This window comes from Variovorax boronicumulans (assembly GCF_029892485.1).
GTDB lineage: Bacteria > Pseudomonadota > Gammaproteobacteria > Burkholderiales > Burkholderiaceae_C > Variovorax > Variovorax boronicumulans_B.
The window spans coordinates 26,210-50,561 of sequence record NZ_JARXVG010000004.1 but is presented as its reverse complement, the minus strand read 5'-3'; the positions used below and the strand labels follow the sequence as shown (position 1 = coordinate 50,561).

Sequence of the window (24,352 nt, the reverse complement as noted above, 5' to 3'; positions counted from 1 at the left end):
TTGTGGGGTGTTTAGGTGTTGGCTTGAAGGAATCGATCGGTCAGGGCTGCTGCCAGCGCAGCAGTCGTTTTTCGGCAAAGGCCAGCAGCGCATTGCTCACGAAGCCGATTAGGCCGAGCAGCACGATGCCGGCGAAAAGATCGCTGGCGCGGAAGGCACGCGCTGCCAGAAGAATGGCCTGGCCCAGGCCGCTTTGCGAGGCGATCATTTCACCGACCACCGCGACGATGAGCGCAATGGTCAGCGCAAGCCGCATGCCGGCCAAGATGTCGGGCATGGCATTGGGCAAACCCATCTTCCAGATGTACGCCGCACGCGACATCTGCAGGCAGCGCGCGACCTCCGCCAGGCGTGGCTCCACCGCTGCGAAGCCGTGCACCGTGGCCAGCAGCACCGGCCACATCGCGCCGAACGCGACCACGAACAGCACCATGCCGGGGTTCAGCCCGAAGATCGAAATGGCGAGCGGCAGCAATGCCGATGCGGGCAGCGGGCGGATGAATTCGAGCGTGGGTTGAATCCACGCGCGCACCGCGGGAGAAACGCCGATGGCCGCGCCCAGCACCACGCCGAAGAGCGAGGCCAGCAGCCAGCCTTCGACCATGCGGCCGATCGTGGCCTGCGTGAAGGCGAGCAGTTCGCCGTTGCCGGAGTCACCAGAAAGATTGAGTCCTTCGAGCAGGCTCGCGAAAGTGGCTTGCGGCGTCGGCAGGAACACGCGGCTGACCCAGCCCGCGTTGCTCGCGACCCACCAGAGCGCGATGAGGGCGCACAACACGGCAAATGAACCGAGCCAGCGAAGGCCCGATGGCGCGCGGTCGTTGCCGTTCATGGCATCACCCCCATGCGCCGGGAGACCACGCGCTGCAGCGCCACCATGCCTGCGTTGACCGCGAAGCCCACCACGCCGATCCAGCCCAGCCAGGCGAGCATCAGCGCGGGGTCGAAGCTTTGCTGCGCAATCATCATCGCGTAGCCCATGCCGTTGGGATTGGCGGCGATTTCCACCGTCACGGCCACCACCAGCGCCACCGCCACGCCGAGCCGCAGCGCGACGAACAGGCGCGGCACGATGGCCGGCAACACGATCTTGAACGCACGCTCACGCGCCGAGAGGCCGAGCACGCGGCTCACTTCGAGCAGGCGCGGCTCGATCTGCTGCACCGCCGACTGCACCAGCACCAGCAGCGGCCAGAAGGTGGCGAAGGCGACGATGGCCAGTTCCATGCGTACGCCGAAACCGAAGGCAAGCATCGCGAGCGGAATCAGCGCGACCGAGGGCACGGGCCGCAGCACCTCGATGGAGACCGAGCCCAGCTGCGCCGCACGGCGCGAGAGACCGAGCACCAGGCCTAGCGCGATGCCGAGCACGGCGCCGATCAGCAAGCCGAGGGCCGCCGTGCCGAGCGTGAAGCCCGTGGCCTGCCAGAGCGAGCCGTCGAGCGCCGCGCCGACGAAGGCCTTGGCGGCGGCGCTGGGCGGCGCGAGTGCATCGCTGCCCAGCGCCGCTGCGCGCCGCGCATACCACTCGAAGGCGCCGACCAGCACCGCGGGAAACACCCACGGCCGCAGCCATCGAAAGAAGCGGCCTTCAGTCATGGCCTTGCTCGATGAAAGCGAACAGCTCACGCCGCAACTGCAGGTATTCCGGATGCTCCTTGGTCGTGAGCTGGTCGCGCGGGCGCGGGATCTTCACGTCGATCATCCGCGCCAGGCTCGGTCGTCCGGGCCCGGGATTGGCCTGCAGCGCGATCACGCGGTCGCCGAGGTAGATGGCTTCTTCGAGGTCGTGCGTGACGAACAGCACCGTGAGCCCGTCATCGCGCACCAACCGCGCGAGTTCGTCCTGGAGGCTCTGGCGTGTTAGCGCGTCCAGCGCGCCGAAGGGCTCGTCCATCATCATGAGTTCGGGCTTCTGCGCGAGGCAGCGTGCGATCTGCGCGCGCTGCTGCATGCCGCCCGAGAGCTGCACAGGAAACTTCTGCGCGTGCTTCGCGAGGCCGACCTTGCCGAGCACGTCGGCAATGCGCGGTGCGCGTTCCGCTGCGGGCACGCCGGCCGCTTCGAGCGCGAGGCTCACATTGCCTTCCACCGTGCGCCACGGCAACAGCGCGCGGCCGTAGTCCTGGAACACGAACGCTACTTCGCGCGAAGGCGCGGTCATCTTCACGCCGTTGCGCCGCACCTCGCCGGCACTCGCAGTGACGAGGCCGCTGGCCGCGCGCAGCAGCGTGGTCTTGCCGCAGCCGCTGGGGCCGACGATGCAGACGAACTCGCCGCGCGCCACGTCGAACGAAGTGGGTGACAGGATCTCGCGCCCGCCGAGCCGAATGGTCACGCCGTCGAAGCGCAGGAAGGACGTGGCAGGCATCGCGGAACCTGCGGGCGTTCGCGCAGCGCTCGCCGAAAGCGCGGCGCGCGCGGTGAACGGAGCGGGAGCGGAAATCATCTGGCGATCAGCTTCGCAACGTCGATGTTCGTCTTGAGCATGTCCTGATCCTTCATCAGCCCGGTCCAGTAGCCCAGCTGCTTGTCGGTGACGACGGGGCCCGGCGGCGAAACCTGTACCTTGGCCAGCACTTCGGGTGGCAGCTTGATGTACTTGCCGATGGCCGCGCGCACCTTCGCATCGTTCTTCGCCTGCTGCATGAAGCCGCCGGATTCGACCAGCGCCTCGCGGAATGCGCGCGCCGTCGCGGGATTCTTCGCGACCCACTCGCGCTTGGCCGCGTGAACGATCGTCTGGTTGTTCTCGGGCAGGAAGGTCGAGTAGTAGGAGGCCACATAACCCGCGCCGCTCTCGGTGATGCGGCTCATGAACGGATCGGCCGACACCACCGCATCCACCGAGCCGCCGCGCAGCAGGTCCGCGTGCTGCGGAAACGAGGCCTCGACGAAGTTGACCTTGCGGTAGTCCACGCCGCTGTCTTTCAGCCATGCGCGGAAGGTCACGTGCAGGAACGCACCCAGCCCCGGCACGCCGATCTTCTTGCCCACGCAGTCCTGCGGGCTCTTGATGCCCGAGCCCGCGCGCGCCACCAGGCCGAAGCCGGTGATGGTCTTCGAGGTGAGGCCGCCGCCGGCCACCAGCACCAGGTCGAGCCCGCCGTCCACCGCCTGCAGGAACACCGAGGGCGTAGGCCCGCCGATCTGCAGCGAATCGGACTGCAGCGCTGCGGGAATCGTGGAGTTGAGCGGAATGAACTTGAGCTCCACGTCGAGCCCGCGCTTCTTGAAGTAGCCCTCTTCGGCCGCCACGAAGACAGAGGCGAAGTCGGTCACGGCGGTGTAGCCGAACACGATCTTCGGATGGGACTGCTGCGCGTGCGAAGGCAGCGCGGCGGCGGCCGATGCGGTCGCGAGCGCCGACAGCAGGGTGCGTCTTTTCATCATGTCTTTTGTCTCCGGGTGGGGGTCTTCTGTGTGCGCGGGGTCTTGGGCCTGGGCAGCGCGGCGCGCAGGCCGCCGACGATGAAGTTCACGAGCATCGGCGCCACGGCCGGGTCGGCGCGCTTGTTCTCGCCGCGCGAGAGCCGTTCGATGCGGCTGTCGTTCAGGTGATGCAGCAGCGCGCCGAGCGCGAATTGGTAGCCCCATGCGACCTGGCCCCGCGTGGCATGCGGCAGTGCGACGTGCAGCGCATCGATGTAGGCGGCGGCCAGCGGATCGAAGTAGCCGCGCAGCACGCGGTCAGCTTCCTCGGTCGCGTGATAGAGCTCGCGCGCCACCAGCAGCGCGTAGTACTCGCCCTCCGAACTCGCGCGCAATGCGAGCACGGGCGCGGTGAAGGCTTCGATGATGCGCGGCAGCGTGTGCGCGTCGTCGGGATCGTTGTCCACTTCCGCGAGACGTGTGAGGCGCTCCTCGATGGTGTGGCTCCAGTGTTCGAAGATGGCGTGAAAAAGCTCGTGCTTCGGACCGAAGTAGTAGCCCACCAGCGCGAGCGGCACACCGGCTTCTTCGGCGATCTGCCGGATCGTCACCGGGTGGTAGCCGTGTTGCGCGAACAGCTTCTCTGCGGCCAGCAGGATGGCCTGGCGGCGGTCGGGCCGCCCGGCTTCGGCGGAGATGGCTGCGGCCCGCGGGGCATTGCGTCTGGCGGTCGGGGTGCGGGTGTTCATGGGGCGTATTGAACGCTTGTACAAAAATGTTGAACACACGTACAAACCCTGAGGTCAACCCTCATTGAGCACGGTCGTTCGCGGCGCTACGCTAGCTTCATGCCCGCTCCCAACATTCCCCAGATCCGCCTTTATCAAAACTGGCTGCGCGAGCAGCGCGGCCTTTCGTTCGATACCTACGACGCGCTGTGGCGCTGGTCCGTCACCGACCTCGATGCTTTCTGGCAAAGCATCTGGGACTACGCCGACCTGCAGTCGCCCACGCCGCACAGCGCTGTGCTCGCCGAGGCGCGCATGCCCGGCGCGCGCTGGTTCCCCGGCGCGCAGGTCAACTACACGCGCGAGGTGCTTCGCCATGCCGATGCCGCGCACGCCGCCGGTATGCCCGCCATCGTGAGCGACAACGAACTCGGCGAAGTGCGCGAGCTGTCGTGGCCCGAGATGCGCCGCCAGGTTGCCGCGGTCGCACTCACGCTCAAGTCGCTCGGCGTCCAGCGCGGCGACCGCGTCGCGGCCTACATGCCCAACGTGCCCGAGACCATGGTCGCGTTTCTCGCGTGCTCCAGCATCGGCGCGATCTGGAGCGTGTGTGCGCCCGACATGGGCACGGCCGCCGTGGCCGATCGCTTCCGCCAGATCGAGCCCAAGGTGCTGATCGCCGTCGACGGCGTGCACTACGGCGGCAAGCCGCTCGACCGCAGCGCCGTGCTGCTGGAACTGCGTGCGCAGTTGCCGAGCGTGAAGAAGCTGCTGCTCGTGAAGACGCCCTTCGCCGCGAGCCCCGTCGCGCACGACGTCGTCTGGACCGAGGCCATCGCGCGCAACGACACCGAAGTCGCCACCTTCGAACCCGAATGGCTGCCCTTCGACCATCCCATCTGGATCGTCTATTCGAGCGGCACCACCGGCCTGCCCAAGCCCATCGTGCACGGGCAGGGCGGCATCCTCTTGACGATGCACGCCTGCGGCCTGCACAACGACGTGGGCGCGAGCTACGGCGCCAACAATTTCGGCGAGCGCTACCACTGGTACAGCTCCACCGGCTGGGTGATGTGGAACTCGCAGCTCTCGGGCATGGCCTTCGGCGCCACCATCTGCATCTACGACGGCAACCCGGCGGGCAGCAAGGAGAAGCCCGACTGGAGCGTGCTGTGGCGCTTCGTCGCGCGGCACAAGGTCACCTTCTTCGGCGCGGGCGCGGCCTACTTCACCAACTGCATGAAGGCCGGCACCGTCGCGAAGGAATGCGGCGATCTGTCCCGTGTGCGCGCGCTCGGCAGCACCGGCTCGCCGCTGCCCGACGAGGTGCAGCGCTGGGGCTCGCAGCAGATCCTCGACGCGGGTTCGAAGGAGGTCTGGTGGTGCAACATCTCCGGCGGCACCGACTTCTGCGGCGCCTTCGTCGGCGGCAACCGCGAACTGCCAGAGGTGCCCGGCCAGATGCAATGCCGCGAGCTCGGCCATGCGGTCGAGGCCTGGAACGAGCAGGGCCATCCGGTCATCGGCGAAGTGGGCGAGCTGGTCTGCACGAAAGCGATTCCGTCGATGCCGCTCTACTTCTGGGGCGACGAGGGCAATGCGCGTTACGTGTCCAGCTACTTCGACACCTACCCCGGCGTCTGGCGCCACGGCGACTGGATCAGGATCGGCGAAGACGGCGGTTGCATCATCTACGGCCGCAGCGACGCCACCATCAACCGCCAGGGCCTGCGCATGGGCACCAGCGAGATCTACAGCGCGGTCGAGGGCCTGCCCGAAGTGCTCGACTCGATGGTGGTCGATCTCGAATACCTGGGCCGCGACAGCTACATGCCGCTCTTCGTGGTGCTGCGCCCGGGCATTGCGCTCGACGAGGCGATGCGCACCCGGCTCAACAACGCGATCAAGACCTCGCTCTCGCCGCGCTTCGTGCCCAACGACATCTTCCAGGTGGCCGAGATCCCGCGCACGCTCTCGGGCAAGAAGCAGGAGTTGCCGATTAAGAAGCTGCTGCTGGGCCAGCCGATCGAGAAGGTGGTGAACCGCGAGGCGATGGCCAACCCCGGCAGCCTGGACTGGTACGTGGCATTTGCCGCGCAGCGTGCCGCACTGGCGTCCGCTTAGGTCGGGCTAAGGCGTCATCAGCTCGTGGAGCACCATGCGCGTCTGCCGGCCGCGCAGTTCCACCAGCTCCTCGATGCGGCGCGTGCGGAGCCTCCCCTTCAGCCCCGCGAAGGTGTCTTCCGACACCAGCGTCTGCGTCCCCAGCTGCTTGTTGATGCCCTCGATGCGGCTTGCCACGTTGATGACGTCGCCGAATGCGGTGTACGACAGCCGGTCGTTCGAGCCCAGCACCCCCGCGATCACCACGCCGGTGTGGATGCCGATGCGTGTGCGGAACTCGGGCAGGCCCTTGGCGCGCCACTTGCCGTTGAGATCGCCCATCTGCGCATGCAGTTGCAGCGCCGCCAGGCAGGCGCGGTACTCCGCGTCCTTCATGTCCGCGGGTGCGCCCCACAGCACCATGATGCCGTCGCCGATGAACTTGTCGACCACGCCGCCGTAGCGCGCGAACACGCCCGTCGCCAGGTTGAAGTACTCGGTCAGCATGCCGACCAGCACGTCGATGTCCAGCGATTCCGAGATGGAAGTGAAGCCCTCCACGTCGGTGAACATCACCGTCACGCGGCGCGCCGCGCCGTTGGGCGCGAGCGAATGCCCTTCGGCCACGAGCTGGTTGATCACGTCCACCGGCACGAACTTGCTGAACGCCTTCAGGCTGCGCGCCGAGTCGTCCAGCGCCTGGTCCAGGTGCTGGATCTCCAGCACGCGGCTGGGTTCGCGCGGCAGGTTGTCCAGCTCCAGCAGGCCGATGCGGCGCGCGATGAGAGAGAGGTTCTCGACCGGCGAGGTCACCAGCTTCGAGAGCTTGAGCGACATGAACAGCGCGAGCGCCAGGAACACCAGCGCCAGCAGCAGGCCCCAGAGCACCGCGCGGCGCAGGTCGCCGAGCACCATGTTCTCTGGCACCCAGCTCACCAGCTCCCAGCCCGTGGCCGGGATGCGCGAGGCCTGCACCAGGTAGCGATTGCCATCGAAATCGAAAGAGAAGGTCGAGTTGCCGTCGCGGCCCGCGGTGCCGCCGGCCGCCATGTGTGCGTGCATCTGCGCATGCAGCGTGCCGAGCACGCCCGTGGGCGGCTCCAGCTGGTGCAGCACGCCCGGCATGTCGCTGCGCGCCAGCACCTTGTGGTCCGCGCTCAGCAGGGCGCTGTGGCCGTAGCCGTTGCCGCTGAAGAGCCGCACGAACTCCGACAGGCGCCCCAGCGACACATCGCCAGCCACCACCAGCGCATTGGGGCCGCTCTCGGTGTAGCGCCGCTCGCTCGGCAGCGCGTAGGTCACGCCCAGTTCCTGTGCCGCGACGAACACGTAGGGCGACGTCCAGATCGGGCCCTGCATCTTCCGGGCCTGCTGGAACCAGCTGCGCGCAATCGGGTTGTAGCTGCTGCGAAAGGACTCGATGCGCCGCGTGCCAAAGCGTTGCTGCGCATCCAGCTCCGCGCCCAGAGGGCGCTTGTACTGCCAGGTCTCGGTGGTGAATTCGGGCCCGGCCGCGATGTGCCGGATCGCGGGCACCGGGTAGCGCAGCGCCATCAACATCTGGCCGCTTTCGTTGGCCACATACACGCTGTCGAGCTCGGGCGACTGCAGCAGCAGCGTCCAGAGCAGCTCCGCGGTGCGGTCGGCGTGCTCGCCCACGGGGCTCAGGCTGGGCGCGCTGCCGATGGCGCCGACCACCGATTCGGCCTTGGCAAGGAAGGCGAGCACCTTGTCCTCGGTCCGGAGGTGGTTGGCCTTGTGCGCGGAGGTGCCGATGTTCGACACCAGCCGCTGCGAGCCCCAATAGCCAAGAGAGACGAGGAGCAGCGACTGGGCCAGGGCCACGGCACTGACGATGGTGCCCACGTCGACCCTGAAACGGCGTGAGCGCCCGGATGGGGCCTCGGGGCCTGTGGCCGGCGGCGTGCGCGCGGCGGCGAATTCAAACGACGGCTTGCCCGCCACATCCGGAGATCCGGACGAGTTCAGTTTCATACAGCTCCCTGTCGACCACTCGAACGCATCCGCTGCGGGTCGGCCGCGGATCGGCATCAGCATGGCCCGCCGTCCCGATCATTGGGTGTCGGAAATTCTGGCGAGCGTGCAGGACGCGGGAGGGATTTTGCGCGACTTCGACTTCCAAGCCCGATCGCACGGTCGTTCGGGAGCCCTGGGCGTCAGCGCGCTTCGTGGAAGATCAGGCCCAGCGTATGCCGGCGTCCCGAGTGCAGGCGGCTCACGCCGTGGCGCATCGTCACGCGGTAGGTGCCGCGTGTGCCCGCCACAGGCCGCTGGTTGACCGCGAAGATCACGGCTTCGCCCTGCGCGAGCGACACCACTTCGGCGCGCGACTGCATGCGCGGCCGCTGCTCGGTCAGCACGAACTCGCCGCCGGTGAAGTCCTCGCCCGGGCGGCTCAGCAACACCGTGAGCTGCAGCGGAAACTGCAGGTCGCCGTACAGGTCCTGGTGCAGGCAGTTGTAGTCGCCCTCGTCGTAGCGCAGCAGCAGCGGGGTGGGGCGCAGCTGGCCTGCCGCGTGGCAGCGAGCGAGGTACGCGGCGTGATCGAGCGGGTAGTCGGCCGGCTGCCCCATGGCGCTCGCCCAGGCATTGGCGAGCGGCGCAAGGCGTTCGTACAGCGCGCTGCGCCACGCGGCGACGAGCGGCGGCAGCGGGTTCGCGAAGTACTGGTACTCGCCCTGGCCGAAGCCGTGGCGCTGCATGACCACGCGGCTGCGGAAATGGCCGCCTTCGTCGTACATCGCCGCGAGCCGGGCGCATTCCTGCGCGGTGAAGAGCGGGCCGGTGGTGGCGCAGCCGCGGGTGGCGAGGTCGGTCTCGATGCGGGGCCAGTCGAGGGCGTCGATCGTGCGGGCAGGGCGGGTAGAGGGGGCGGTGGGTTGCATGGGGCCAGTGTCCGGGCGCTAGGTCTGCGGTGCTGGCCGTTTCCGGACGCGATTCCGGATGCGATGCGCCGTGCGGACGTTCAGAATGCGCTGCTGCGCGCCACGCGTGGCGCCTTGGGAAGCAAGGCCTTGATCTGCTTGCGCAGCAGCGCAGGAGGGACCGAGGGCTTCATCTGCAGCCTTTCCATGCACCGTTCCATGCGGCCGGGCCGGTGCAGCAATGCGTCGGCTGCTTTTGCAAGGTCCGCGCCGATGCTGTCGCCGTAGGCGAGCCGCGCCTTGCCTGCCGCGCGTTCAAGCAGCGCCTTCCCGGGCTGCATCATGGCCAGGTCGATCAGGTCCCGGCTGAACACGCTGTCGTCGGCCCAGCGGTCGGAGTTGGCGAGCAGCTTGCTCGCCGCCATGTCCAGAGGTGTGAGAGTGGCGATATCGCCGATGCGGTCGGCCGCGTCCGGCGTTTCGAGTTCGATGCGTGCCTCGAGCACGATCTCGAATTTGATCTCGATGTCTTCCACGCCAACCAGGGTTCGAATTCCGTATTGATCTGCACGGACTTCGCGTATCTGCTGCAATCGCGCGCCTTCCCGGGCGAGTGCACGCAGGCCTTCGCTGCCGGTTGCCAGCTGGCGCAGGCAACGGTAGCCGGCCACATCGGACACGAGGAAGTCGATGTCCACAGATTCGCGGTACTCGCCATGGCGAAGCGCGATGGCGGTGCCTCCACCGAACAGGCAATGGTTGTCCGCAAACAGCTTTGCGTTCAGTGCGGCGAGCACCTCGGCCACGCGACGATGGTGTGTGCGCTCAAACATCGAGCGGCTTGCGGCCCAGCGTGCGGGCCAGCTCTGCCAGCAGCTGACGTTCGTTGTCTTGGAGCGCTGACGGATCGGCGTGACGCCAGTTGCGTTCGTAGGTGCCCCATGCTTCTTCGGGCGTGAGTTCCGCGGTTGAAGGCAGTTGCCAGGCAAGACGACGCAGCTGTGCAAAGTCGGCGACCCGGACGGTTTGCGCCGGCGTCCTTGCGGACGCGGGAGCCGCAACCTCGCTGGCGGAGCGATCGTCCGGTGCAACCAGCTCGACATCCAGCCCCAACGCCGCCAGGGCGTTCATGTAGGCCCCCATCGTGACGGACGGCTCTCCGCGCTCGATGCGATGCAGTGTCATGCGCGACATGCCCGCCGCCTCGGCCGTCGTGACGGCGCTGATCTTCAGCGCCTTTCGCCGGGCGTGGATGCGCCGGCCGAAAGCTTCAAGGCGTCGGCCGGCTGCTTGGAGCGTGGGAGGTTCTGCAGGACGCATATGTATCTCATATTAGACATTTACCAAGAAATGTCTAGTTTGAGAGGCGTTTTAACCAATGATCCGTGATCGATCGACCATCAATGCATGTGTGTGGCCACCCCTCCCCCAGGGACCACGCAAAAAGGCTCAGAGCGGCGCGATCGGAATGCAGATGTCGCATTCGAAGGCGCCGGTCTTCTCGTCGAAGGCCATGCCGGGCCCGTAGTGCTCGAACGCGGGCCGGCTGTCGAACTGGAAGCCGCTGGCGGGCAGCCAGTCGCGCATCAGGCGTGTCCATGCGTCGTTGATCTCCGCGGGCAGGCCCTGGAACCTCAGCGAGGCATAGCGTCCGCCCGGCAGCACTGTCTTCTGGAAACCGCCGTCGGGCACGAAATCCTCGGGCACCTCCACGCAGGCGTCGTAGCGCGAATGCTCCGGGGCGGTGATGCGCGGGTCGTCGTGGCTGATGCCGTAGCGCGCATGCGACCAGAGGTTGTGCGCGCAGATCCAGGGCGCGGCCTTCGTGGCCCAGAACTCGCCCACCGGCGCGCCGAACGGGCCGGTGTAGCGCAGGTAGGCGATGGTGACGGGTGGACGGGTGATCAGTTGGACGTTCACGGGCGGCTCCTGATGCGCGGGATCGCGCGGCGTGGAGCCATTCTTCGTGAAGCCGTGCAGGGCGATCTGATCTGGATTGCTGTCGCGCCCAGGGTCGCCGCAGGGCAGCACCCGGTCGTGCGATGTGCGCCATGCAGTGGGCGCGCTGCCGAAGTGCGTGCGGAATGCCCGCGAGAACGCCTCGCCCGAACCGAAGCCCACCGACACCGCCGCTTCGAGCACCGACAGGCGCGGCTGCGTTGCGAGCCGCAGTGCTCCCACCTCCAGGCGTCGGCGGCGGATGTAGTCGCCCAGCGTCTCGCCGGCCCAGGCCGCGAAGAGGCGATGGAAGTGGTACGCCGAGAAATGCGCCACGTCGGCCAGCGCCGCGAGTTCGAGCGCCTCGTCGAGGTGGTCGTCGATGTGCGTCAGCACCTTGTGCATGCGCCATTCGTATTCGGAGCGGCTGTCGCGCGTCATGGCGCGCATTCTCAACCTTGGCGCGCCTGCTCCAGCAGCCAGTCGCTGAAGAACTTGAGCAGCGGCCGCTGGTCGGCGCGCTCCGGCGTCACGAGGTAGTAGTTGCGCTCGCCCGAGAGCGGCCGCGCGCAGGCCACAACCAGTTCGCCGCGTGCCAGTTCGTCAGCCACCAGCATCGTCGGCATCAGCGCGACGCCCAGGCCGTGCGAGGCGGCCGCGGCGAGGATGGAGAACAGCTCATAACGTGGCCCGCCGCGCGCATTGGGCGCGTCGATCTGCTGTGCGTCGAACCACTGGCGCCAGCCGTCGGGCCGCGTGCTCTGCTGCAGCAGCGGCATCTTCGAAATGACCACCGGTGCCACGGCCTTGCCGCGGGGGAGCAGGGAAGGGCTGCACACCGGCACCACGTCTTCATGCATCAGCAGCAGCGCGCGCGTGCCGGCCCAGTTCTCGACCTGCGCGGGCGTGCCGGCGTAGAGCGCCGCGTCGAACTCCGCATCGGCGAAGAGGAAAGGGCGAGTGCGCGTCTCGATGTGCACCACCACGTCGGGCTGCAGCGCGGCGAACCCTTTCAGGCGCGGCATCAGCCAGCGCGTGGCGAAGGTGGGCACGGCCGCCAGCGAGAGCGAGCCGCCTTCGCCTTGGTGGGCCATGGCGTCGAGCGTGTCGCGCTCCATCGCTTCGAGCCGCTTGGTGATCTGCCGCGCATAGGCAGCGCCGCTGGCCGTGAGCGCCACGCCGTGCCGCGTGCGGCGAAAGAGCGCCACGCCCAGGAATGCCTCCAGCGTGCCGATCTGCCGCGACACCGCGCTCTGCGTGAGCGCGAGTTCCTGCGCGGCGCGGGTGTAGCTCTCGTGGCGCGCGGCGGCGTCGAAGCACACGAGGGTTTGCAGGGGTGGGATCTTGCGGCGCATGTATGCCTCGGGTGTATGTATGGAGACAGGGCTTCGCCAATGGCGGGGCCGCTCGAACATCTCGCAAGACATTCTACAAACGCATATCTGGGTGAGGATTCATCGTTTGCGCCCAGCCCCTCGCGTGGCTAGGATCGCTCCCATCCCCCTCTTTTCTCTTTTCCCCTCATTCCGGAGACAGCACATGGCCGCCAAAGCGCAATTCCACTGGGACGATCCCCTTCTTCTCGACCAGCAACTGACCGACGAAGAACGCATGATCCGCGACGCGGCCAATGCCTACTGCCAGGAGCGCCTGGCGCCCCGCGTCATCGAGGGCTTCCGCAGCGGCGAGACCGACCCCGCCATCTTTCGTGAAATGGGCGCGCTCGGCCTGCTTGGCCCCACCATCCCCGAAGAGTACGGCGGCCCCGGCCTCAACTACGTGGCCTACGGCCTGATCGCCCGGGAAGTCGAGCGCGTCGATTCGGGCTACCGCTCGATGGCCAGCGTGCAGAGCTCGCTGGTGATGGTGCCCATCTTCGAATTCGGCACCGAAGCGCAAAAGCAGAAGTACCTGCCCAAGCTGGCCACCGGCGAATGGATCGGCTGCTTCGGCCTGACCGAGCCCGACCACGGCTCCGACCCTGGCAGCATGGTCACCCGCGCCAAGAAGGTGCCGGGCGGCTACTCGCTCAGCGGCGCCAAGATGTGGATCAGCAATTCGCCCATCGCCGACGTGTTCGTGGTGTGGGCCAAGGAAGTCAGCGAAAGCGGCACGGTCGGCCCGATCCGCGGCTTCGTGCTCGAGAAGGGCATGAAGGGTCTCTCGGCTCCCGCAATCCACGGCAAGGTCGGCCTGCGCGCCAGCATCACCGGCGAAATCGTGATGGACGGTGTGTTCTGCCCCGAGGAAAACGCCTTTCCCGAAGTGCAGGGCCTCAAGGGCCCGTTCACTTGCCTCAACAGCGCCCGCTACGGCATCTCGTGGGGCGCGCTCGGCGCCGCCGAAGACTGCTGGCACCGCGCCCGCCAGTACACGCTGGACCGCAAGCAGTTCGGTCGCCCGCTCGCCGCCAACCAGCTCATCCAGAAGAAGCTGGCCGACATGCAGACCGAGATCACGCTGGGCCTGCAAGGCAGCCTGCGCCTGGGCCGCATGAAGGACGAAGGTACGGCTTCGGTCGAGATCACCTCGATCATGAAGCGCAACAACTGCGGCAAGGCCCTGGACATCGCCCGCCTGGCGCGCGACATGATGGGCGGCAACGGCATCAGCGACGAGTTCGGCGTGGCCCGCCACCTGGTGAACCTGGAAGTGGTCAACACCTACGAAGGCACGCACGACATCCACGCGCTGATTTTGGGCCGCGCCATCACCGGCATCGCAGCCTTCGCCAACTGAACGAAGAGCGCATGACAGCCAAGCCCGCAGCTCTCGACGGCATCAAGGTCCTGGATCTGTCCCGCGTGCTCGCGGGCCCGTGGTGCACGCAGATCCTCGCGGACCTGGGTGCCGACGTCATCAAGATCGAGCGCCCCGGCGTGGGCGACGACACGCGCACCTGGGGCCCGCCGTTCATCAAGGACGCGGACGGCAACGACACCGACCAGGCCAGCTACTTCACCGCCTGCAACCGCAACAAGCGCTCGGTCACGGTCGACATGGCCACGCCCGAAGGGCAGGCGCTGCTGCAGCAGATGGCGGCGCAGGCCGACATCGTGGTGGAGAACTTCAAGACCGGAGGCCTCAAGCAATACGGCCTCGACCAGGAGAGCCTGCGCGCGGCCAACCCGCGCCTCATCTACTGCAGCGTGACCGGCTTCGGCCACGACGGCCCGTACGCCGAACGCGCGGGCTACGACCTGATGATCCAGGCCATGACCGGCATGATGAGCATCACCGGCCGTCCCGACGACGTGCCCGGCGGCGGCCCGCTGCGCGTGGGCGTGGCGCTCACCGACCTGTTCACCGGCGTCTACGCGAGCACCGCGATCCTTGCGGCGCTGCAGGTGCGCGACCGCAGCGGCGAAGGCCAGCACATCGACATGGCGCTGCTCGACGTGGGCATGGCCATCCTCGCCAACCAGGCGAGCGCTTTTCTCAACACCGGCAAGGCGCCGCAGCGGCAGGGCAACACGCACCCGAGCCTGGCGCCTTATCAAGACTTTCCGACGCTCGACGGCTCGATGCTGCTGGCCATCGGCAACAACGGCCAGTTCGCGCGTTTCTGCGAAGCGGCCGGCCATGCGGAATGGGCGGCCGACGCGCGCTTTGCGACCAACACGCTGCGCGTGAAGCACCGCGGCGTGCTGATTCCGATGATGGAAGAACTCACCCGCACCCGCACCACCGCGGATTGGGTCACGCTGCTCGAGGACAAGGCCGTGCCCTGCGGCCCGATCAACGACATCGCGCAGGCCTTCGACGATGCGCAGGTCAAGGCGCGGGGCCTGGCGGTCACGCTGCCGCGCGATGCGGGCGACGGCATCGCGAGCATCACCGGCGTGGCGAGTCCGCTGCGCCTCTCGGCCACGCCGCCCGTGCTGCGCCATGCGCCGCCGGCGCTCGGGCAGCACACGCGCGAAGTGCTGGCCGAGTTCGGCATCGACGCCGCGCGATTCGACGCGCTGCGCTCGGCAGGCGTGGTCTGAAGAAAGACAGTCGGCCATGACGGACCCGATGCGCAGCCCTCCGTTCGCGGTGCTGCGCATCGACCACGTCGTGCTGCGCGTGAAGGACATCGAACGCGCGATCGCCTTTTACTGCGACGTGCTTGGCTGTGCGGTCGAGAAGCGCCGCGACGACCTGGGACTCGTGCACCTGCGCGCCGGCACAAGCCTCATCGACCTGATCACGCCCGATGGCCCCTTGGGCAAACAAGGCGGTGCGCTGGCCGGCAAGGAAGGCCGCAACGTCGATCACCTGTGCCTGCGCATCGAGCCTTTCGATGAAGCGGCGATTCGCAGCTTGATGGCCCGGCACGGCGTGCCGGTGCATGGCGAGGTGCAGAACAACTTCGGTGCAGAGGGCAATGGGCCTTCGATCTACATCAGCGACCCCGACGGCAACAGCGTCGAGCTCAAGGGCGCGGCCGGCTGATCGCCGGCCCTTCGCCCATTCTTTTTTCCGAAGCGCAGCGCGGCCTGAGGGGCCGATTTGTACGCCACTGTGTCCAGCCGGCGAAGCGCACACACGCGCATGCAAAACGGCCCCGATCCCGACACATCGCAGATACAGCCCGCCGATGTAATTCATTCATCGCCACACGGCACCCCGACGTAGCGATGAATGTTCACTCCATCCTTTTGAAAGACATTGCCATGAAGACCTCCAAGCTCCTCCTTGCCGCCGCCGCTGCCACCGTTCTCTCCGCTTTCGCCGTTGGCGCGAGCGCCGAGGAATACCAGGGCGTGCTGCAGTTCCAGTCGACCACCAGCCGCGCCGCCGTGCGCGCCGATGCGGTCGTCGCATCGCACAGCCCCGACCCGTACGCCGAAGGCGCATCGGCCGGCGTGCCCGTTGCCATCGCCAGCGCGACCGATCGCGCCACCGTGCGCACGCAAGCCGTTGCCGCAGCCCGCGCTGGCGACCTGTACGCCGAAGCTGCCTCGGCCGGCACCGCGCCGCGCCTGTCCAGCACGCTCGACCGCGCCACGGTGCGCGCCCAGGCCGTGGCCGTTGCGCACGGCATCGGCTCCCTCGGGCTGTAGGTTGCGGCCGATGCATCTCCGTGCAGAATCGGGCGCGCGACCACAGAGTCGCGTCCGATTCTTGAGGGAGATCACCGATGACCAAGCACCCGTTCGCCGCGCGCATGACCGCGCGGCTTTTCTTTGCAGTGGGCACTGCCGCACTGCTCGCCGCCTGCGGCACGCGCCAGCCCGCGCCCCCCGAACCCCCGCCGCCTGAAGCCACCGTGCGCAACAGCGTGGTCATGCCCGCCGTCACCTATGGCACCACTGCCAAGGGCATCCAGCTGAAAAAGGAAGACGACGCGTGCGACGTTCCCGCTTCGCTGAAGCAGGCCGTGCAGGACCAGTTGCTCGAACCCTACGAATACCTTCTCGCGCCGCCGCCGAGCGCCAACGCCGAGGGCGCGCCGGTCCTCAAGGTCGAGATCACCGACCTGCTGGCCAATGCGGGCGGCCTCTACGGCGGTCCGAAGATCGTGCAGCTGCGCGGCACGCTGGAACGCAAGGGCGAAGCGCCCGCGCGCTTCACCGCCGAGCGCCAGATGTTCATCTACTTCGGCATGCCGCGCAGCACCTGCAGCATGGTCGGCGTGGTGACCTATGCGCTCGGCGAAGACATCGCCAAGTGGCTGCAGAAGCCGGTCGATGGCGCCGTGCTCGGCGAATCGGGCGGCGCCTCCGGCAAGCGTTAAAGGGCCTCAGCCCGCGCGCCCGACGGTCGCGACGGCGAACACCACCACGCCCAGCGCGAGGTTCAGGCTCACCAGCTTGCGCACCGTGTTCAGGCGCGCGGCCGCCACCGGCCACGCGCTTTCTTCGACCGCGCGGCGCAGCGCCTTGAACACCGAGGCGCGGATGTACACATAGATGCCGGCCATCACGATGGCGATGCTCATCATCGCCTCGATGCGCCAGTGCACGCCGCGAAAGCCGCCCGTCAGCAGGATCATCGACACTCCGCTCACGAACAGCAGCGTCACGGACGCATCCACCCCCACGAAGAAGCGCCGCAGCGCCGCGGCCATGATGCGCAGGCGCAGCGGTGGCTCCAGCGTGGCGACAGCGGCGGGGCGCACCGCGAAATGCATGGTCGCCATGCCACCGACCCAGAAGGCGGCGGCGACGAGATGAATGAAAAGCAGGATGGCGTAGGGCATGGGTGCCGATCAGAACACCGAAGGGCGCAGGCGCGCAACATCCGCGCCGTTGCGTTAAAACCCATCTCTGCACAAGGCAAGAAAGATGAGGCTCCCATGACCCGCACCGTCGCCCAGAAACGCGCCGACTTTCGCGCGCTCCACGAACAGGGCTGCTTCGTCATCCCCAACCCCTGGGACACGGGCAGCGCGCGCTACCTGCAGGGCCTGGGCTTCAAGGCGCTGGCCACCACGAGCTCGGGCCATGCTTGGTCGCAGGGTCTGGCCGACGGCGCGCAATCGCGCGACACCGTGCTGGCGCACCTGCGCGACATCGTGGCTGCCACCGACCTGCCGGTGAACGCGGACTTCGAGAACGGCTTCGCCGCCGACGCGCAGGGCGTGGCGCACAGCGTGCGGCTCGCCATCGAGACCGGCGTGGCGGGCCTGTCGATCGAAGACTCGACGGGCGACGCAGCCGATCCGCTCTTTCCCATCGACGTCGCGGTGGAACGCCTGAGCGCCGCGCGCAAGGCCATCGATGCGGCGGGCGGCGACACCTTGCTCGTGGGCCGCGCCGAAAACTTCTTCGCGGGCCGGCCGGACCTGGACGACACCATCGCGCGGCTCAAGGCCTATGCAGCGGCCGGGGCCGACTGTCTCTATGCCCCCGGCATCAAGACGCGCGAGCAGATTGCCGCCGTGGTCGCGGCCGTGGCGCCGAAGCCTGTCAATCTGCTGGTTGGCGGGGTGAGCGAACTCACGATGAAGGACATAACCGATCTCGGTGTGCGACGCGTCAGCGTGGGCGGCGGTCTCGCACGCGCGGCATGGGGCGGCTTCATTCATGCGGCGCGCACATTGGCAGAGCAAGGGCGTTTCGACGGGTTCGCCAACGCCGCGGCGGGCAGTGAGCTCAACGCATTCTTCCGCCCCTTCGCCGAGTAGCGCGCGAGGGCGATCCATGGACGCGTTGCTCGCGGAAATCCGCAATTGCCGCGCCTGCACCGCGCACCTGCCGTTGGGGCCGAGGCCCATCGTGCAGGCCAGCGCCCCGGCGCGGCTGCTGCTCATCGGGCAGGCGCCGAGCATGACGGTGCACACCACCGGCGTGCCATGGAACGACAAGAGCGGCGAGCAGCTGCGCCGCTGGCTCGGCATCGACCGCGAAGTGTTCTACGACGCCACGCGCGTCGCGCTCATGCCGATGGGTTTCTGCTACCCTGGCCGCGGCATCAGTGGCGACCTGCCGCCGCGCAGGGAGTGCGCCGAACTCTGGCACGCCAGCCTGCTCGCGCAGATGAAGCAGGTCGAACTCACGCTGCTGATCGGCCAGTACGCGCAGCGCCAATTTCTTGGCGCGACGCGCAAGGCCGGTGTGACGGAAACCGTCGAGGCCTTCGCGGAGTACGCGCCGCGCTTCATGCCGCTGCCGCACCCTTCGCCGCGCAACACGGGCTGGTTCAAGCAGCACCCTTGGTTCGAGCGCGATGTGCTGCCGGTGTTGCGTGAGCGGGTGCGGCAGGCGCTTACATCGACCTTCGTGCCCTAGCGCGCGCGCGGCGCGGTCTTCCTGCGCACCGCCGGCCGCCGCGGCGGCTTGGCTTCCAGCACCAGTTCTGCGGGCAGCGTGTCGTTCCACGACTCGGTGAAGTAGGCGCGGTCGCTCGGCACCAGTTGCGGCAGCGCCTCGCGCAGAAACCCCAGCGACTGTTCGGCGGCTTGCAGATCGCCTGCATGCGCCGCATACCAGGCGTGCTCGAACAGCAGGCTGCAGTGCTGAAGGCCCGGGTAGCGGCGCCGCCCGGCCTGGTGATCGGCCAGCCGCGCCTGCGCCACGTCGACCCAGCGCGCAGGCCAGTGCATGGCATCGAAGGCATCGGCCAGCGGACCGGCGAGCCTGGAGATCGCGGCCGGATCCAGCGGCTTCTGCGCGCGGAACTGTGCGAGCGTGGGTTGCCGCTCGGGCCGGCAGTGGCCGCGTGCGATGCGCATCAGGTAGATCGCGTTCCAGGCCGAGCGACCTTGCCCGTCGGTGTGACCGCAGAGCCATTCGCTGAAGGCGATCCACTGCACCGCGCGGCGCGTGGTATCGGCGTGGCCGTCATGCGCGAGCGCCGGAAGGTCGGAGAGCCCGACGCGATCGAACAGCCATGCGGCCATGCCCATGTTGGCGGCCACGTGCTGCGCCGCGTCGAACGAATGCGATTCGAAGGCCGCGGCCAGCGCCTCGCCGAAGCGCTGCAGCGACTCTTCGGCGAGCGCGGCGGCGGCGGGCTTGTCGTCCGCCGAGAGACCGAGCGCGCGCGAGCGGCACACCAGCGCCCAGAGATTGCACCACTCGAAGCGCACGTCGGGGTGATGCCGCAGCACGAGCCCGCGCGCCGCGTCCTCGGCCATGCCGCTCAAGAGCGACTGCGCGAGCGGCAAGTCGCGCGCGGTGTAGGCGCACCAGGCCGAGACGATGCATTCCATTGCGCCCAGGTAGTCGTTGCCCGCCACGTGATGGGCCAGGCGCTGCTTCTTGAGCGCCTGCAGCCGCCGGCGCGCCTGTTCGTTGTCGCCGAGCCGGCGCCACAGCATCGCCTCGTTGAGCGTGACCAGTGCGCGCTGGAAGTCGGTGGCGGCCAGCGTGCCGGCCAGGCGGATCGACTCCAGCGCGCTGGCCGGCAACCCGGTCGCGTTGCCACCCGCCACCGGCGCCATGAGCCGCCCTTGGCGCGCCGCTTGTTGCGATGCGACCAGCTGCTTCCAGAATGCCGCGTCCTGCAGGTGCACCGCGTCGGGCGGCGGCGAGCCGGGTTCTGCCGCGCGCCGCTTTCGCGAGCGCAGGCCGAGAAAGGACGCTACCTCCGCGGCAGTGGCCGCGCGCCCGCCCACCAGCATGCGCACGCGCTTCGCCTCGGCGGCCGGCAGCCAGAACGGCCCCTGGCTGCGCCGCTCGGCATTCAGGAAGCGGGGCTCGCGCTGCATGTCCTCGCCCCAGCCGACTTCGATGTTCCAGGCCTTGAAGTCGCGGAACGCGCGGCTCACGACCATGCGCAGCGTGCTGGCATCGGAGACTTCGCCGCGCAGGTCGGCCAGCCGCACCAGACCGCCTTCGGCATCATGCGCATGCTGCATGCGCACCAGCAGCCAGAGCGACTGGAAGGCCGCGCGCTTGCCGTTGACCGACTGCGGCGAGGTGAGTTCGATGGAGAGCGGGGCGGGCGTCTTGAGTTGGGGCACGCCCCGGATTGAACCTCAAATTCCGGGGCGAAGGCTGAAGGCCGATGCCGCTTTCCGTCAGTGCCTGTTGCGGTCGATCAGTTCGCGCACTTCGCTGCGCCCGATGCCCAGGTCGCGCAGGTCGTGATCGCTCATGCCAGCCAGGTGCTGCGAGTCGGCACGGCCGCGGCGGCGGTGGGCGGCGCGGCGGCGCCAATCGTGCAGGGCATGCATCAGGCGTTGATGAAAGGTCGAGGGCTTGGGCGCTGTCACGGTGGGCTCCTTGTTGGGAGCACTCATCTTCCGGCGCTGCGTGCTATTGTGGAAGTTGAGATTCCTGAACCACACAATCAGCATTCCTGATGCGACAGCTCAACCTCGACCAACTGCGAACGCTCATCGCCATTGCCGACCTCGGCACCTTCTCAGCAGCCGCCAAGGCCCTGCACCTGGCGCAGCCCACGGTGAGCCTGCACATCAGCGAACTCGAATCGCGCCTCGGCGCGCAGCTGGTGGTGCGCGGCAGCCGCAACGTCACGCCCACGGCCGCCGGCGCGGCGCTGGCGGAGCGCGGACGCAGGCTGCTGCGCGACACCGACGAGGCCATCGACGCCGTCAAGCGCCAGACCGAAGGCCGCACCGGCCGCGTGCGGCTGGGCACCTCCACCGGCGTGGTGGTCGACCTGTTGCCGCAGGTGCTCGAAGCGCTGGGCTCGGTGCATGCGGGCATCGATGTGGAGGTGAGCATCCTCGGGTCGTCCGAGGCAATGGCGCGGCTGGCCGCCGGCACGCTCGACATCGGGCTGGTCGCGATGCCGCAGCCGCCGCTGCGCGATCTGGTCGTCACGCCGTGGCGCGACCAGTCGATGATGGCTTTCGTGCCGCAGCGCTGGAAGGCCCCGAAGCGGGTGACGCCCGGATGGCTCGCGGCGCAGCCGCTGATCTTCAATGACGCCACCACCCACATGTACCGCCTCACCATGGAATGGTTCGCCGAGGCCGGCTTCGCGCCGCGCGCGCGCATCGAGCTCAACTACGACGCCGCGATCCAGAGCCTGGTTGCCGCTGGCTATGGCGCGGCACTGCTGCCGGCGCAGCAGACCGCCGATGCGGCGCTCAACGCGCGCATGCAGGTGCTGCCGATCACGCCGAAACTCACGCGCCGCCTGGGCATTGCGCACCGCCTGCCCGGCGTGATCGATGGCGCGACGCAGAGCGTGCTGAAGGTGCTGACGACCTTTCGTCAGCTCTGATTCGCGTCGTTCGGAAGGCCCTCGATAGGGCACTCGGCCGTGCCGATCGTGCGGCGCGTGATCGACTCTGCCCGCTCGCGCGCGCCTTCGGGGTCGTTGATCCACTGCTTGTAGAACTCGAAGGGGCATGTCGCCACGCCCTTGTCGCCGTCGCCCGAGTTGATGATGCCGGTGTAGCCGCGGTGCAAGAGCTTGAAGAGATGGTTCTGCGACTGGCCGTTCTTGCGCGCATCGCGGATCAGGCCCATCGAGAGCTCGGCGTAGTTGATGCCCATCTCTTCCTCGCCGCATTCGCCGAGCGTGCGGCCGTCGAAGCCGATGAGCGCCGAGTGGCCGAAGTACGAATACACGCCGTCGAAGCCCGCCGCGTTGGCCACCGCCACGTAGGTGTTGTTCATGAAGGCCATGGCCTTGGACACCAGGATCTGCTGCTCCTTGGCCGGGTACATGTAGCCCTGGCAGCGGATGATGAGTTCGGCGCCGCGCATCGCGCAGTCGCGCCAGATCTCGGGGTAGTTGCCGTCGTCGCAGACGATCAGGCTGATCTTCATGCCCTTGGGGCCGTCGCTCACGTAGGTGCGGTCGCCGGGGTACCAGCCTTCGATGGGCACCCACGGCATGATCTTGCGGTACTTCTGGACGATCTCGCCCTGGTTGTTCATGAGGATCAGCGTGTTGTAGGGCGCCTTGTTCGGGTGCTCTTCATGGCGCTCCCCGGTCAGCGAGAACACGCCCCACACGTTGGCGCGGCGGCAGGCGTCCGCGAAGATCGCGGTCTCCTCGCCCGGCACGGTGGCGGCGGTGTCGTACATCTCCTTCGCGTCGTACATGATCCCGTGCGTGGAGTACTCGGGAAAGATCACCAGGTCCATGCCCGGCAGGCCGCGCTTCATGCCGACCAGCATCTCGCCGATCTTGCGGGCGTTGTCCAGCACCTCGGCCTTGGTGTGAAGGCGGGGCATCTTGTAGTTGACGACCGCGACGCCGACGCAATCGTTGCTGCTCGAAATATCACCATGACGCATGACGCTGCTCCTGAAGTCCTGAAGGATGGTTGAGAAAAAACAAAAGGCCCGAGCCGGTGTTCAAACCGATCCGGGCCTGTCTGTCTTGCTTTGCAACGGGTTCGTGTCGTCGAAGCCGATTGTTCTCAAATCACTGCGGGCTGCCCATACGTCATTTCGCTGATTGCGGGCTTCGGCGGGCGGGCGCTCAGCGCGGGCGTGCGTAGTCGGCTTCGATCCAGCTGGTGGCGCTGCCGGACGTGAGCTTGAAGGCCGGCGAGACATTCACGCTCGCGAGCTCGCTGCCGTCTTCGTCGTCATGTGCGCTCAGCGTGGCCGAGGGGTTGTCCTCGTCGGGCACGATGGCCAGCGAGACGCGAATGCGCCGTCCATCGCGGGCGGTGACGGTCACGCTCTTGTTGAGCGTGGCGTGCAGCTGCTGCTCGTGGCGGCGGATCACTTCGGCGGCCGTTTTCACCAGCGTGGAAAACGCGGGGCCGTCCAGCGGCTTGGGGTTCTTCTTGTCGCGGCCCATGGTCCAGGGGCCGACGAGCGCGGGCTCGGGGTCGCCGTGGCGGGTCATCTCGACGGCCCAGCCATCGTCTTCCTCGTTCTTGATCACGCGGGCGGTCCAGAGGTCGTCGCGCCAGAGGCGGGGTTCCTGGAGGGGGAGGTTGTCAGTGTCGGTCGGTTCGGTCATTCGGAGGCTTGTGTTCGTGCGCGGGCTATTTTCCCCTGTGTGCCTGGCGCGGGTGCGCCGATGTATTGCTGCAGCCCGGTGACCAGTGCATCGAAGGTGGCACGGCAGCGCGGGCTGTTGCGCAGGTCTTCGTGCATCGTGATCCAGGTCTCCAGCTTCATCGAGAAGATGCGCGGCATCAGACGCACCAGCGCGGGGTCGCGCCGGGCGAGGCCGGCCTGGCAGATGCCGATGCCCGCGCCGGCGCGGATCAGCGCCAACTGCGCGAGGTCGCTGTCGGTGCGCAGCGAGAAAGCGTCGCGGCCGTAGCCCGGGAGTGCCTTGCCCGCATTGCGCACGAAGGCCGAGGGCTGGTCGTAGCCGATGACGGCATGGGGCGCGAGGTCTTCCACCTTGCGCGGCGTGCCGTGGCGGGCCAGATAGTCCTTGCGCGCGTGAAAGCCCAGTTCGATCTGCCCGACGCGCCGCGCGATCAGCTGTTCCTGTTTCGGCCGCATCATGCGCACGGCGATATCGGCTTCGCGGCGCAGCAGGTCCTGCACGCGGTTGGTCAGCACCAGCTCGACCTTCAGCGCCGGGTGCGCCTCGCGCAGGTGCGCGACGATGGGCGGCAGCACCTCCACGCCTATCACTTCGCTGGCGGAGATGCGCACCACTCCGCGCACGCCTTCGCCCTGGCTGGTCGCGGCACGCTCCAGCGAGGCGGCGGTGCTTTCCATGGCTTCCGCGTGCGTCTGCAACGCCAGTGCGATTTCCGTGGGCATGAGGCCCACCTGCGAGCGCGTGAACAGCACCACGCCGAGCGCCGCTTCGAGCGCGGCGACGTGGCGGCCGGCGGTGGGTTGCGTAATGCCCAATGCGCGCGCCGCGCCGGAGAGAGAACCCTCCCGCAGGACGCCGAGGAACGAGCGGTAGAGCTCCCAGCCGATGTTCAAGGTCATGCACAAATGTATAGCTGCTGGCTCATGTTCGACAATTCCAATGGGGCCGCCATCG

General features: G+C 67.9%; 26 protein-coding genes. 9 read left to right on the top strand and 17 right to left on the bottom strand.

Annotated features, from left to right (window positions below):
- Positions 1-40: 40 nt before the first annotated feature.
- From M2282_RS10695 to M2282_RS10675, 5 genes are read right to left on the bottom strand one after another with little or no spacing between them, the layout of a single operon-like run.
- A complete protein-coding gene (locus M2282_RS10695) occupies positions 41-832 on the bottom strand; it encodes an ABC transporter permease (RefSeq protein ID WP_280808773.1) in 792 nt (263 codons plus the stop codon).
- Entirely contained in the window at positions 829-1,599 is a 771-nt protein-coding gene (locus tag M2282_RS10690; protein WP_280808772.1) for an ABC transporter permease, read from the bottom strand. Before M2282_RS10690 ends, M2282_RS10695 begins: the two co-directional genes overlap by 4 nt.
- Entirely contained in the window at positions 1,592-2,449 is an 858-nt protein-coding gene (locus M2282_RS10685) for an ABC transporter ATP-binding protein (RefSeq protein WP_280808771.1), read from the bottom strand. Before M2282_RS10685 ends, M2282_RS10690 begins: the two co-directional genes overlap by 8 nt.
- A complete protein-coding gene (locus M2282_RS10680; protein ID WP_280808770.1) occupies positions 2,446-3,393 on the bottom strand; it encodes an ABC transporter substrate-binding protein in 948 nt (315 codons plus the stop codon). The genes M2282_RS10685 and M2282_RS10680 overlap by 4 nt, the downstream gene beginning before the upstream one ends.
- Entirely contained in the window at positions 3,390-4,121 is a 732-nt protein-coding gene (locus M2282_RS10675) for a TetR/AcrR family transcriptional regulator (protein WP_280808769.1), read from the bottom strand. Before M2282_RS10675 ends, M2282_RS10680 begins: the two co-directional genes overlap by 4 nt.
- A 99-nt stretch (positions 4,122-4,220) precedes the next feature.
- Here M2282_RS10675 and M2282_RS10670 point away from each other — a divergent pair, with 99 nt between their 5' ends.
- Positions 4,221-6,224: an acetoacetate--CoA ligase gene (locus M2282_RS10670; RefSeq protein WP_280808768.1), complete on the top strand. Its 2,004-nt coding sequence runs from the start codon at positions 4,221-4,223 to the stop codon at positions 6,222-6,224.
- Positions 6,225-6,230: 6 nt separating this feature from the next.
- Here M2282_RS10670 and M2282_RS10665 read toward each other — a convergent pair whose 3' ends face one another.
- The 6 genes from M2282_RS10665 to M2282_RS10640 all read right to left on the bottom strand — a co-directional run bounded on the left by M2282_RS10665 (position 6,231) and on the right by M2282_RS10640 (position 12,381).
- Positions 6,231-8,198, bottom strand: coding sequence for an adenylate/guanylate cyclase domain-containing protein (locus tag M2282_RS10665; protein WP_280808767.1), 1,968 nt, complete (start codon positions 8,196-8,198; stop codon positions 6,231-6,233).
- A 182-nt stretch (positions 8,199-8,380) separates the two neighbouring features.
- A complete protein-coding gene (locus M2282_RS10660; protein WP_280808766.1) occupies positions 8,381-9,109 on the bottom strand; it encodes a 2OG-Fe(II) oxygenase in 729 nt (242 codons plus the stop codon).
- 80 nt (positions 9,110-9,189) lie between these two features.
- A complete protein-coding gene (locus M2282_RS10655) occupies positions 9,190-9,921 on the bottom strand; it encodes a nucleotidyl transferase AbiEii/AbiGii toxin family protein (protein WP_280808765.1) in 732 nt (243 codons plus the stop codon).
- On the bottom strand, positions 9,914-10,408 hold the full coding sequence (locus M2282_RS10650; RefSeq protein ID WP_280808764.1) for a helix-turn-helix domain-containing protein: 495 nt from the start codon (positions 10,406-10,408) through the stop codon (positions 9,914-9,916). Before M2282_RS10650 ends, M2282_RS10655 begins: the two co-directional genes overlap by 8 nt.
- Positions 10,409-10,537: 129 nt before the next feature.
- Positions 10,538-11,467, bottom strand: coding sequence for an AraC family transcriptional regulator (locus M2282_RS10645; RefSeq protein ID WP_280808763.1), 930 nt, complete (start codon positions 11,465-11,467; stop codon positions 10,538-10,540).
- Between the two features lie 11 nt (positions 11,468-11,478).
- A complete protein-coding gene (locus tag M2282_RS10640) occupies positions 11,479-12,381 on the bottom strand; it encodes a LysR substrate-binding domain-containing protein (protein ID WP_280808762.1) in 903 nt (300 codons plus the stop codon).
- A 184-nt stretch (positions 12,382-12,565) separates the two neighbouring features.
- Between M2282_RS10640 and M2282_RS10635 the strand changes: the two genes are divergently transcribed.
- The 5 genes from M2282_RS10635 (at position 12,566) to M2282_RS10615 (ending at position 16,748) form a co-directional block, all read left to right on the top strand.
- Positions 12,566-13,765 (top strand): acyl-CoA dehydrogenase, encoded by a 1,200-nt coding sequence (locus M2282_RS10635; protein WP_280808761.1) that lies wholly within the window; start codon positions 12,566-12,568, stop codon positions 13,763-13,765.
- An 11-nt stretch (positions 13,766-13,776) separates the two neighbouring features.
- Positions 13,777-15,015 (top strand): CaiB/BaiF CoA transferase family protein, encoded by a 1,239-nt coding sequence (locus tag M2282_RS10630; protein ID WP_280808760.1) that lies wholly within the window; start codon positions 13,777-13,779, stop codon positions 15,013-15,015.
- Positions 15,016-15,031: 16 nt separating this feature from the next.
- Positions 15,032-15,463 (top strand): VOC family protein, encoded by a 432-nt coding sequence (locus tag M2282_RS10625; RefSeq protein ID WP_280808759.1) that lies wholly within the window; start codon positions 15,032-15,034, stop codon positions 15,461-15,463.
- A gap of 221 nt (positions 15,464-15,684) precedes the next feature.
- Entirely contained in the window at positions 15,685-16,074 is a 390-nt protein-coding gene (locus M2282_RS10620; RefSeq protein ID WP_280808758.1) for a helicase SNF2, read from the top strand.
- 77 nt (positions 16,075-16,151) lie between these two features.
- Positions 16,152-16,748 (top strand): hypothetical protein, encoded by a 597-nt coding sequence (locus tag M2282_RS10615; protein ID WP_280808757.1) that lies wholly within the window; start codon positions 16,152-16,154, stop codon positions 16,746-16,748.
- A 6-nt stretch (positions 16,749-16,754) separates the two neighbouring features.
- Here M2282_RS10615 and M2282_RS10610 read toward each other — a convergent pair whose 3' ends face one another.
- Positions 16,755-17,213, bottom strand: coding sequence for a CopD family protein (locus M2282_RS10610; protein ID WP_280808756.1), 459 nt, complete (start codon positions 17,211-17,213; stop codon positions 16,755-16,757).
- A gap of 96 nt (positions 17,214-17,309) precedes the next feature.
- Here M2282_RS10610 and M2282_RS10605 point away from each other — a divergent pair, with 96 nt between their 5' ends.
- Both M2282_RS10605 and M2282_RS10600 read left to right on the top strand, forming a co-directional pair.
- Positions 17,310-18,140 (top strand): isocitrate lyase/PEP mutase family protein, encoded by an 831-nt coding sequence (locus tag M2282_RS10605; protein WP_280808755.1) that lies wholly within the window; start codon positions 17,310-17,312, stop codon positions 18,138-18,140.
- 16 nt (positions 18,141-18,156) lie between these two features.
- Positions 18,157-18,744, top strand: a complete 588-nt coding sequence (locus tag M2282_RS10600; RefSeq protein ID WP_280808754.1) for a uracil-DNA glycosylase family protein — start codon at positions 18,157-18,159, stop codon at positions 18,742-18,744.
- Here the strand turns inward: M2282_RS10600 and M2282_RS10595 are convergent.
- Both M2282_RS10595 and M2282_RS10590 read right to left on the bottom strand, forming a co-directional pair.
- Positions 18,741-20,420, bottom strand: coding sequence for a hypothetical protein (locus tag M2282_RS10595; RefSeq protein WP_280808753.1), 1,680 nt, complete (start codon positions 20,418-20,420; stop codon positions 18,741-18,743). The two genes, M2282_RS10600 and M2282_RS10595, sit on opposite strands and share 4 nt — an antisense overlap.
- Before the next feature lie 57 nt (positions 20,421-20,477).
- A complete protein-coding gene (locus tag M2282_RS10590) occupies positions 20,478-20,699 on the bottom strand; it encodes a DUF1127 domain-containing protein (protein WP_280808752.1) in 222 nt (73 codons plus the stop codon).
- A gap of 62 nt (positions 20,700-20,761) precedes the next feature.
- On the opposite strand from M2282_RS10590, the gene M2282_RS10585 reads away from it, so the two are divergent.
- Positions 20,762-21,652, top strand: coding sequence for a LysR family transcriptional regulator (locus M2282_RS10585; RefSeq protein ID WP_280808751.1), 891 nt, complete (start codon positions 20,762-20,764; stop codon positions 21,650-21,652).
- Here the strand turns inward: M2282_RS10585 and M2282_RS10580 are convergent.
- The 3 genes from M2282_RS10580 to M2282_RS10570 form a co-directional block, all read right to left on the bottom strand.
- Positions 21,643-22,677, bottom strand: a complete 1,035-nt coding sequence (locus M2282_RS10580) for an aliphatic amidase (protein ID WP_280808750.1) — start codon at positions 22,675-22,677, stop codon at positions 21,643-21,645. The two genes, M2282_RS10585 and M2282_RS10580, sit on opposite strands and share 10 nt — an antisense overlap.
- 187 nt (positions 22,678-22,864) lie before the next feature.
- A complete protein-coding gene (locus tag M2282_RS10575) occupies positions 22,865-23,356 on the bottom strand; it encodes a hypothetical protein (RefSeq protein WP_280808749.1) in 492 nt (163 codons plus the stop codon).
- Positions 23,353-24,297: a LysR family transcriptional regulator gene (locus M2282_RS10570; RefSeq protein WP_280808748.1), complete on the bottom strand. Its 945-nt coding sequence runs from the start codon at positions 24,295-24,297 to the stop codon at positions 23,353-23,355. The genes M2282_RS10575 and M2282_RS10570 overlap by 4 nt, the downstream gene beginning before the upstream one ends.
- Positions 24,298-24,352 lie beyond the last annotated feature (55 nt).